Origin of the sequence: Mycolicibacter acidiphilus, from assembly GCF_018455725.1 — a bacterium.
Lineage (GTDB): Bacteria > Actinomycetota > Actinomycetes > Mycobacteriales > Mycobacteriaceae > Mycobacterium > Mycobacterium acidiphilum.
This window is the reverse complement of the sequence record NZ_JAHCLR010000105.1, coordinates 1-3,062: the sequence shown is the minus strand read 5'-3', so window position 1 is coordinate 3,062 and position 3,062 is coordinate 1. Positions and strand designations below refer to the sequence as shown.

Genomic DNA, 3,062 nt, shown 5'->3' with positions numbered 1-3,062 from the left:
GGCGCGGGCGCCGGCGGCGGCACCGACGCGGCAGCCGGCGCGGGCGGACAGGGCGGTTCCGGCGGCACCGTCGGCACCGGCGGATCCGGCGGATCCGGCGGGGCCGGTGGCTCCAGTGGCGGGACCAGCCACGCCGCCTCGGGCGGTGCGGGTGCCGACGGGACCGGCGGCAACGGCGGCACGGGCGGCGCCGGCGGCAAGGGCGAGATCCTCTCCGACGGCACGGTGCAGGCCGGTGGCCGCGGCGGTGACGGCGGTGACGCCGGCGCGGTCGGTAACGGCGGTAACGGCGGAGTCGGCGGTCAGGGCGCGACCGGCGCGGCCGGTGGCAGCGACCTCAGCGGTGACGGCACCGCGGGTGGCACCGGTGGCGTCGGTGGCGCCGGCGGAACCGGTGGCGCGGGTGGTACGACCTCGGGCAACGGCGGCAACGGTGGGGTCGGCGGCGTGGGTGGCACCGGCGGGACGGGCGGTGCCGGCCTCGATGGTGCGGCGGGCACCGACGCGGCCGCCGGCAGCGGTGCGGACGGCGGTGCCGGGGTCGGCGCGGGCAACGGTGGTGCCGGTGGTACCGGCGGCGCCGGTGGCCAGGGCGGTTCCGGTGGCACCGCGACGGCGGGCAACGCCGGTACGCAGGGCGGCGGCGGCGTCGGCGGTGTTGGCGGTGCGGCCGGCAACGCCGGCAACGGTGGTGCCGGTGGCGCCGGGGCCGGCGGTGGCACCGGCACCACGGCCGGCTCCGGTGGTCAGGGCGGCGCCGGCGGCGACCGCGGCACCGTCGGTGCCGGTGGCGCGGGTGGCTTCAACGCCGACAGCACCGCCCAGGCCGACAGCGGTGCGGCAGGTGCGGCCGGTACCGGCGGCAACGGCGGCGCGGGCGGCCGCGGTGGTGACGGCGAACTGCTGGCCGGGAACATCACCCAGGCCGGTGGCAACGGCGGCGCCGGTGGCGTGGCCGGCAATGAGGGTGACGGCGGTGCGGGCGGTGCCGGTGGTAACGGCGTCGGCGGAGTGGACGGCACCACGGTCGGCGCCGACGGCACCGTCGGCGGTGCCGGGTCGGCCGGTGGCAAGGGCGGTACCGGCGGCGCAGCGAACCTCGGTACCGGCGGGGCCGGCGGCGCGGGCGGAACCGGTGGGTCCGGCGGGTCCGGCGGTGCGGCCGCCGACGCCGACGAGACCACCCTCGACGGCAGCGGCGGCAACGGTGGCGCCGCCGGTGCGGGCGGCGCGGGCGGCAGTGGCGGCGCCGGTGGGGCCTCGACGAGTGGCGCCGGTGGTGTCGGCGGTGCGGCCGGTAACGGCGGAAACGCCGGCACCGCGGCTGCCGGTGGTCAGGGCATCGGCGGCGGCGGCGCCGCCAATGCCGGCAGCGGCGGCTCCGGCGGCAACGGTGCCACCGGTGGTGCAGCGGGCACTGTCGGGACCGGCGGCTCCGGCGTCGCCGAGGGCGCTGCGGGCGCCGACGGCGTGGCCGGTACCAACGCCGACGGCGCCGACGGCGGCCGCGGCGGCGACGGCTTCGGCCTGGTCTCCGGGACCAGCACCGCCCAGGGCGGCGGCTCCGGCGGCGCGGGCGGCAACGCCGGGGCGATCGGCAACGGCGGCACCGGTGGCACCGGTGGCACCGGCGCGACCCTCGACGGCAGTACCGGCACCGACGGCAACGGCACCAACGGCGTGGACGGCGGCGCCGGTGGCACCGGCGGTCAGGGCGGTCTGGGCGGCACCACCTCCGGTAACGGCGGTGCGGGCGGCGTCGGCGGCATCGGCGGTGCCGGTGGTGCCGGTGGCGCGGGTGCGGACGCCACGGTGGCCGACACCGCCGGCGGCAACGGCGGCAATGCCGGTGCGGGGGGTACGGGTGGAACCGGTGGCGCCGGCGGCGCGGCCACCGACGGCACCGGTGGCGCGGGCGGCAACTCCGGCTACGGCGGCAATGCCGGGGCGGCCGGTGTCGGCGGCAAGGGTCTCGGCGGCGGCGGCGCGACGGAGGCCGGTGCAGGCGGTAGCGGCGGCAACGGTGCCGACGGCGGGGCGGCCGGTGTCGTCGGCGTCGGCGGTGCGGGCACCGAGCAGGGCGCGGACGGCTTGATCGGCCAGGCCGGTGCGAACAGCGCCGGTGGCGCGGGTGGCGACGGCGGTGCCGGTGACGGCCTGATCAGCGGCACGAACACCGGCCAGGGTGGTGGCCTGGGCGGCAACGGCGGCGACGCGGCGTCGGTCGGTGCCGGCGGTGCCGGCGGCAACGGCGGCGTCGGCGCCACCGTCAGCGGCAGCACCCAGGCCGGCACCAGCACCGACGGCGCCGTCGGCGGTCTCGGCGGCAACGGCGGTCAGGGTGGTCTCGGCGGCACTACGTCCGGTGCCGGTGGCGTCGGCGGTGACGGCGGAGACGGCGGTGCCGGTGGTAACGGTGGCGCGGGTGCGGACGCCACGGTCGCCGACACGGCCGGCGGCAACGGTGGCAGCGCCGGTGCCGGTGGCGGCGGCGGCACCGGTGGTCTCGGTGGTGCGGCCACCGACGGCAGCGGTGGCGCCGGTGGCAACGCCGGTAACGGCGGGAATGCGGGTGCGGCCGGTGCCGGCGGCAAGGGTCTCGGCGGCGGCGGCGCGGCGGAGGCCGGTGCCGGCGGTCACGGCGGTAACGGCGCGACCGGCGGTGCTGCGGGTACGGCAGGAAACGGCGGCGCCGGTTCCACGATCGGCGCCGACGGCGCGGCGGGTGCCGACGGCACCGGCGGTGACGGCGGCGCGGGCGGCGACGGTGGCACCGGCGCCGGCCAGATCACCGGCAGCAACACCGGCCAGGGTGGCGGTCAGGGCGGTCACGGCGGTGACGCCGGCGCGGTCGGCACCGGTGGTGCCGGTGGCAACGGCGGTGCGGGCGCCGCGGGCATCGCCGGGAGCACCGGCACCAACGGCAACGGCACCAACGGCACCACCGGCGGCGCGGGTGGTCTCGGTGGTGTCGGCGGCGCGGGCGGCAGCACCTCCGGTGATGGCGGCTCGGGCGGCCTGGGCGGCGCGGGCGGCGCCGGCGGCAACGGCGGCGTCGGCGC

Annotated in this window: 1 pseudogene; it reads left to right on the top strand. The window is 80.6% G+C overall.

The features are described 5' to 3' along the window. Positions 1–3,062, top strand: a pseudogene (locus KIH27_RS21990) (PE family protein); the annotation flags it as partial.